Annotated in this window: 8 protein-coding genes; 3 read left to right on the top strand and 5 right to left on the bottom strand. The window is 65.7% G+C overall.

All coding sequences use genetic code 11. The features are described 5' to 3' along the window. From Q0693_RS01810 to Q0693_RS01800, 3 genes are all read right to left on the bottom strand, one after another. On the bottom strand, positions 1-1,292 hold a 1,292-nt coding region (locus Q0693_RS01810), incomplete at its 3' end, for a menaquinone biosynthesis decarboxylase (RefSeq protein ID WP_298628726.1). 42 nt (positions 1,293-1,334) lie between these two features. Further along, positions 1,335-1,664 carry a YraN family protein gene (locus tag Q0693_RS01805; protein ID WP_298628725.1) on the bottom strand — a complete coding sequence of 110 codons (330 nt, stop codon included), beginning with the start codon at positions 1,662-1,664 and terminating at the stop codon, positions 1,335-1,337. Positions 1,665-1,717: 53 nt separating this feature from the next. Then, entirely contained in the window at positions 1,718-3,070 is a 1,353-nt protein-coding gene (locus Q0693_RS01800; protein WP_298628723.1) for a PASTA domain-containing protein, read from the bottom strand. 56 nt (positions 3,071-3,126) lie between these two features. On the opposite strand from Q0693_RS01800, the gene Q0693_RS01795 reads away from it, so the two are divergent. Next, entirely contained in the window at positions 3,127-3,669 is a 543-nt protein-coding gene (locus Q0693_RS01795) for an FAD-dependent oxidoreductase (protein WP_298628721.1), read from the top strand. A gap of 55 nt (positions 3,670-3,724) precedes the next feature. Here the strand turns inward: Q0693_RS01795 and Q0693_RS01790 are convergent, their stop codons facing one another. Further along, complete coding sequence (locus tag Q0693_RS01790) at positions 3,725-4,495, bottom strand: glucose 1-dehydrogenase (RefSeq protein ID WP_243030863.1); 771 nt, start codon at positions 4,493-4,495, stop codon at positions 3,725-3,727. A gap of 4 nt (positions 4,496-4,499) precedes the next feature. Next, entirely contained in the window at positions 4,500-5,627 is a 1,128-nt protein-coding gene (locus Q0693_RS01785) for an alanyl-tRNA editing protein (protein WP_298628719.1), read from the bottom strand. 19 nt (positions 5,628-5,646) lie between these two features. Between Q0693_RS01785 and Q0693_RS01780 the strand changes: the two genes are divergently transcribed. Beyond that, on the top strand, positions 5,647-6,219 hold the full coding sequence (locus Q0693_RS01780; RefSeq protein ID WP_298628717.1) for a nucleotidyltransferase domain-containing protein: 573 nt from the start codon (positions 5,647-5,649) through the stop codon (positions 6,217-6,219). Further along, positions 6,216-6,469 (top strand): S4 domain-containing protein (locus Q0693_RS01775; protein ID WP_298628715.1); only part of this gene is annotated, 254 nt, incomplete at its 3' end. The genes Q0693_RS01780 and Q0693_RS01775, both read left to right, overlap by 4 nt.

Raw genomic sequence — 6,469 nt, 5'->3', positions numbered from 1 at the left:
AGGACGTCCATGGGCCCCCTTAGAAGAAGGGTATCCCGGCCAGGTAGGGCATGCTTAAGGGCCTCCTGCAGGGTCCTAAAGCCCGGCTTCACCGGCACGTCCCCGTCCACGGCCACGATCACCTTGGCGAACATCATCTGGCCTAGGCCCAGCATCCCATAGGCCACCTTGTAGGCCTGGCCGGGGTACTCCTTGCGCAGGGCCACGTTCACCCAGTTGTGGGCCACCCCCTCGGGGGGCATGTGGTAGTCCACCACCTCGGGGAGCACCAAGCGCAAGGGGGGTAGGAAAAGCCGCTCGGAGGCCTCTATGAGGTAGGCATCCTCCATGGGGGGCATCCCCACGATGGTGGCGGGGTAGATGGCCCTCCTGCGGTGGGTGATGGCGGTCACGTGAAAACGGGGGTAAAGGTCCACGGGGGTGTAAAAGCCGGTGTGGTCGCCAAAGGGGCCTTCCTCCACCAGGGGTTCCTCCGGGTCAATGTAGCCCTCCAGGACAAACTCCGCCTCGGCAGGCACCGGCAGGTCCACGGTGATGCCCCGGGCCAGCTCCACTGGGGCTCCCCGCAGAAAGCCCGCCAGGTGGAACTCGCTCACCCCGGGCAAGGGAGGCAAGGGGGCGGTGGCGGCATAGGTGAGGATGGGATCCCCTCCCAAGGCCACGGCCACCTCCAGCTTTTTCCCCAGTTTCCTGGCCTTCTCCAGGTGGCGGCGGCCCACCTTGTGGAGCTGCCAGTGCATGGCGGTGCTCTTCCCGTCCAGGACCTGCATCCGGTACATGCCCACGTTGAGCTCCCCGGTCTCCGGGTCCTTGGTGATCACCAGGGGCAGGGTGAGGAAAGGCCCCCCGTCCAAGGGCCAGCACTTGAGGATGGGAAGGCGGGAAAGGTCCACCGCCTCCCCCTTCAGGACCACTTCCTGGACCGGAGCCCTTCGCACCCACCTGGGGAAAAACCCTTTGAGGAGGGGGAGCTTGGGAAGCAGGCCCAACAGGGCGGAAAGCCCCCCCTTGCCCGGCTTAAGGGCCAGCAAGGCTTCCACCTTGGCCGCAAGCTGGTCCAGGTCCTCCACCCCCAAGGCCAAGGCGGTGCGCTCCCGGGTGCCAAAGAGGCCGATGGCCACGGGGAAGTCCTTACCCACCACCCTTTCAAAAAGAAGGGCTGGTCCCCCCGCCTTCACCATGCGATCCGCGATCTCGGTGATCTCCAGCTCGCTGGAAACGGGTACCCTGATGCGCTTAAGCTCCCCCCTCTTTTCCAGGGCCAGGAGGTAGGCCTCGAGGTTCCTAAACACCCCCAAGCTTACCCAAAGGGGAAGGGCCGTGAGGATTGCCGCCTACACTTCCAGCACCAGGTGCTCTATCCGGTGGGACCTTGGGGTGCCGTGGACCAGGATGGCCTCGAGCCTCACTGGGAGATCGTCCCGGCCCAAAAGGTGGTGGGCGCTTTTCAGCAGGCGCTCCACCTTCCTCGGGGTAATGGCCTCCAAAGGGGCTCCAAACGCCCCCGAGCTACGTTGCTTCACCTCCACCACCACGTACACCCCGTCCTTCTCCATGAAGAGGTCCACCTCGCCAAAGGGGGTGCGGCGGTTGCGCCCAAGAAGCCGGTACCCCCGTTCAAGAAGATAGGAAAGCGCCACGTCCTCGGCCCAACCTCCCCTCATCTACCCCCTCCAGATGGGGTTTCCTTCCGTACCGGCGCGAGGCCAAAACGGCTTCAAGGCGTCCACTCCTGAAAGAGCTCCCCGTCCAGGTAAAGCCGAAAGAGGACCTTCCCCACCACCTGGTAGGTGCCCGTAACCCGTAAGCCCTCCTGCCCTTCCCCCTCGTAGACCAGGTGCTCCCCCCGGTCGTCTACAAACACCAGGCGCACCTGGCGCCCCTCCGCCTCCGGGGGGAGGTTTAGGTCTAGGGAGATGGTGCGCACCTCGGGCTCCTTAGGGGGTGGGGGGTTCAAGGCCCCCACCCGCACCTCTCCCCTCACCGCCACCCTTAGGCGCACCCCGCTTCCCGGGAGCATGGGGGTACCGGGGGCAGGGTCTTGGGCTAGGACCGTACCCGGAGGTGCCCCAGCGGGCACTTCCTCCATCTGCACCTGGAGGCCCATGGCGTTCAGGAGGAAAAGGGCCTCCTTTTGGTCCAAGCCCGTGAGCTGGGGCAGGGGCACGGTGGGACCCAGGGAAGCCCCTCGGGAGACCAGAAGGCGCACCGTGGCCCCAGGGGGCAAGGGGGTGCCAGGAGGCGGATCGCTGGCCAGCACCGTACCCAAGGGCTCGGGGCTTTCCACCTGGGCCACCCCAGCCAGGCGGTACCCCAGCTCGGAAAGCCGGGCCTCGGCCTCCTCCTGGCGAAGCCCCTTCAGCTCGGGCAAGGGATTCAGCCGGGCCTGGTTAAGGGTAAGGCGCACGGTGCGCCCGGCCCTAAGGCGGGTTCCCGGTGGGGGCTCCTGGGCCAGCACCACCTCCTTGGGCTTGGTGGGGTCGTTACCCTCTTCCACCTCCAGCCTAAGCCCCGTATCCTTCAGGAGGAGAAAGGCCTCCCGGGCGGTTTTGCCCACCAGGTCCGGCACGGCGTACTCCGGGGGGTTGAAGTAGCGGTAAACCCCTTGGGAAAAAAGCCATAGCCCCAGGAGGAAGAGGAGAAGGCCCGGGGCCACCCCCAGAAGAAAGCCAGGCCGAAGGCGGGAAGCGGACCGGGCCAAGGCCCGCCGGGCAGGCCCTAGGGGCCAGGGGGATAGGTAGGCCACCCCTTCCTCGGCCATGGCCAGGTGCTCCGGGCCGAATCCCAAGGGAGCCAGGGCCTCGAGGGCAGCCCGGGGCGGCGCTTTCCGGGCCAAGGGACGCTCGGGGAAAAAGGCGTAGTAGCGCCCAGGCTTGGCGGAAACCACCGCCTCCACAAGCCCAAGCTCCTCTAAGCGTTTGATGGCCGCCCGGTACCGGTAAAAGCGCTCCTTGTCCTCGGGGGTGCGCACTTGGAAGAGGAAAACCACCCCGCCCTCCACCCGATAAAGGACGATCCCCTCCCTTTCCTCGAGGGTTTCCAGCACCGGGTAGCGGTCGTCCAGAAGCATGCGTGCCCGATTATACTCCCCCAAGAGAACCCCCAAACCCCTATACTCTAGGTGGTATGTGGGACGTTCTCGTGGTGGGTGGTGGTCCCTCTGGTCTTTCCGCGGCCCTTTTCCTGGCCCGGGCCGGGCTTAAAGTCTTGGTGTTGGACGGCGGGCACTCCAAGATCCGGCAGGTGAGCCGGGTGCCCAACTACCCGGGCCTTTTGGATGAGCCCTCTGGGGAAGATCTGTTGGAAAGGCTAAAGGAGCACGCCCGCCGCTACGGGGCCGAGATCCGCAAAGGGGTGGTCAAAGGGGTGCGGGACCTGGGAGGGGTCTTTGAGGTGGAGACCGAGGAGGGCGTGGTGGAAGCCGAACGGCTTCTTCTTTGCACCCATAAGGACCCCACCCTGCCCTCCCTCCTAGGCCTAACCCGAAAGGGCGTCTACATTGACACCGACGAGATGGGGCGCACCAGCTACCCCCGGGTCTACGCCGCTGGGGTGGCCCGGGGCAAGGTGCCGGGGCATGCCATCGTGAGCGCAGGGGACGGGGCCTATGTGGCCGTGCACCTCATCTCCGACCTGCGGGGAGAACCCTACAAGGACCACGCCACCTAAAACCGAGGCGCCACCCCCAAGATGGCCTCCAGGAAAGGGCCTTCCCGGGGCCGTCTCATACCGGCCTACCCGCCATCATAAAGCTGGCCGTCATGCCCCCATCCACCACCAGGATGGCCCCGGTGATGAAGCTGGCCTTCTCCGAGGCCAGGAAGAGCACCGCCTCCGCCACCTCTTCCGGCTGGCCCAACCTTCTTAGGGCATGCAGGTCCTCCCAGTCCCTTTGGGTCTTCTCTGGGTCCTCGGAAAGGGCGATGGCCTCCAGCACCGCTTCCGTGGCGATGGCCCCCGGGGCCACGGCGTTCACCCGGATGCCCAGAGGGGCCAGGTCCAAGGCCAAGGACCGGGTGAGGTTGACCAGCCCCCCCTTGGAAGCGTTATAAGCGGCGTTTTCCTGCTCGGCGAAGAGCCCCTGGACGCTGGCCACGTTCACGATGGCCCCCCTACCCACCTTGGCCATCTCCTTGGCCGCCAGGGCGGAAAGGTGCATGGGGGCGGTGAGGTTGACCTCCAACACCTTTCGCCACTGGGGAAGCTTCACGGTAAGGGCCGATCCCGGGGCGCCCGTGGCGGCGTTATTCACCAACACGTCCACCCGCCCCAAGGCCCGGGCCGCCTCCTCCACGAAACGCACCCGGTCCCTCTCCTCGGCCAGATCCGCCTGCACGAAAAAGCCCCCCACCTCCTCCGCCACCTCCCGCCCCTCAGGCCGTAAGTCGCAAAGGGCCACCAAAGCCCCCTCCCGGGCAAAGGCCCGCACAATGGCCCGGCCTATGCCCCGGGCAGCTCCTGTTACCAAAACCCCCTTCCCCTCAAAAAGCCCCATGCCCCTAGCTTACGAGGCCCGGGTCCAGGGCCTCAGCCACCCTTTCCTTGGGCAGGCTCCCCTGCACCACCTCCTTCCCCCCGCCCTTGGCCCCCAAGGCTTTGAGCCTTTCCAAAACCGCCTGCCGACCTGGGCCAAGGGTGGCAAAGCGCCCTTCGGAGGAGAGGAGCAAAAAGGTCTTGTGGCTCCAGGAGAGGAGTTTCTTGGCCAGGTCTCCCAAAACGGCAGCGGGCACCAGGAGCACCCCCTCGGCCAAGGCCCGGGGCAGGAGAGCCTCCACCAAGGCCTCTTTAAGCTCCAGGTTCTCCCCCTTTAGGGCATAAAGCTCCTCTTGAAGCTTGCGCACGGGCTTCTCCAGCTCCAAGGGGCTGGTGGAGAAGGAAAGGGCCAGGCGGGAAAGGAGGGCGTGCTTGGCGTGGTAGTCCTCCAAGGCCTCCCAGCCGGCCATAAAGTAGACCCGGCTTCCCCCTTTGTACCGCTCCCACTTCAGGATCTTGATGGGCCCCGCCTGGGCGCTGGTCCTAAGGTGGGTACCCCCACAGGCCGCCAGGTCAAAATCCCCGATCCTAACCAGGCGCACCCTGCCCTGCACCTTGGGCGGCCGCCTTAAGGGGTAGTGGCCCAGTTCCTCCTGGGAAACCCAAAAGGCTTCTATGGGGTAGTCGGCGTACACGGCGAAGTTAGCCAGGGCCTCGGCCTCTTGGACCTTGGCGTCTTGGGCTTCCTCCTCGAGGTCCACCGTAGAGACAGGGCTGTCCAGGCTCACGGCCACCGTGTGATATCCCCCGGCCCGCAAAAGGGCCTGGGAGAGGATGTGCTGGGCGGTGTGGCGCTGCATGTGACGAAAGCGCCTATGCCAGTCAATCTCCCCCTCCACCTCCACCCCCTCGGGGATGGGAGCCGCCATGCGGTGCACCACCTCCCCAAAGGCCTTGGCCTCCTCAAAAACGTGCTCCACCCGCACCTCGCCAAAATCCCCCCTCAAGACCCCCGTATCCGCAGGCTGCCCCCCGGACTCGGGGTAAAAAAGGGTCTCGGAAAGCACGGCATAATGGCCCTTCGCGTCGCTCCAAGCCCGTACCACCCGGGCCCGAAAGCGGGTGGCGTAGCTATCCTCCTGGTAAAGCCTCATGCCCTCTAGAATAAAGAGGATGGTGCCCCTGGACTGGGAGGAGTGGCCAAGATGGCGGGCCCAGGCCCAGCCCACCCTGGCCTCTTCAAGAAAGAACGTGGAGGAAGGGGAATACGCCTCTAGAGGCCCCTCGCGGGGGCTAGGGGGGCCCGCCTTGGGACACCTCATCCAGGCACCGAAGGAAGCGAGGCGCACCCTAGAGGCTCCTTCCCTTCCCGCCCGCTATCCCGACGCCTATCCTGAGGGAAGCCCTTACGAGTACCCCACACGGGCCCGGGCTGGAGAGGCCCTAAGGGCGGCCAAGAGGGTCCTGACATGGGAGGAGGAGGAGGTTTGGAATGAGCTCAAAAGGCGGATGGCCGCCTGGGAAGCCCTGGGAGAGGCCCGGGTTTACCTCTTGGGCTCGGTGGCCCGGGGAAGCTTCGGCACGGAAAGGGATATAGACCTGCTGGTGGTCTCCCCTAATCTGCCCAAGGACCCTCTGGAACGCTCCCTCCTTCTGCAAAGCCTGAACCTGGGCCGGGTGGAGACCAAAGGCCTAACCCTCGAGGAGTTTGCCAAGGAAAAGGCCAAGGGGGCCTTAGAGCCATGAAGGGGGAAAGGCTGGACAAGGTCCTCGCCCGCCTGGGCCTAGGAAGCCGCAAGGAAGTGGCCCGCTTGGTGCGAAGCGGCCAGGTGCAGGTGGGGGGCCGGGTGGTCCATGATCCTGCCTTTCCCGTACCCCCAGGGGCGCGGCTCGAGGTGAACGGCCAATCCCTGGCGCTGCGGCGCCATCACCATATCCTCTTGCATAAGCCGGCAGGGTACATCACCAGCCGCACGGAAGGCCCTTCGGTCTATGC

Origin of the sequence: uncultured Thermus sp., from assembly GCF_938010445.1 — a bacterium.
Taxonomy (GTDB): Bacteria; Deinococcota; Deinococci; order Deinococcales; family Thermaceae; genus Thermus; species Thermus altitudinis.
This window is presented reverse-complemented; position numbering and strand designations above follow the sequence as displayed.

Coding starts and splice junctions, on each gene's coding strand:
- Q0693_RS01790 (WP_243030863.1), bottom strand. CDS start 4,495: ATGGGGCTTTTTGAGGGGAAGGGGGTTTTGGTAACAGGAGCTGCCCGG.
- Q0693_RS01780 (WP_298628717.1), top strand. CDS start 5,647: ATGGTGCCCCTGGACTGGGAGGAGTGGCCAAGATGGCGGGCCCAGGCC.
- Q0693_RS01795 (WP_298628721.1), top strand. CDS start 3,127: ATGTGGGACGTTCTCGTGGTGGGTGGTGGTCCCTCTGGTCTTTCCGCG.
- Q0693_RS01785 (WP_298628719.1), bottom strand. CDS start 5,627: ATGAGGCTTTACCAGGAGGATAGCTACGCCACCCGCTTTCGGGCCCGG.
- Q0693_RS01800 (WP_298628723.1), bottom strand. CDS start 3,070: ATGCTTCTGGACGACCGCTACCCGGTGCTGGAAACCCTCGAGGAAAGG.
- Q0693_RS01805 (WP_298628725.1), bottom strand. CDS start 1,664: ATGAGGGGAGGTTGGGCCGAGGACGTGGCGCTTTCCTATCTTCTTGAA.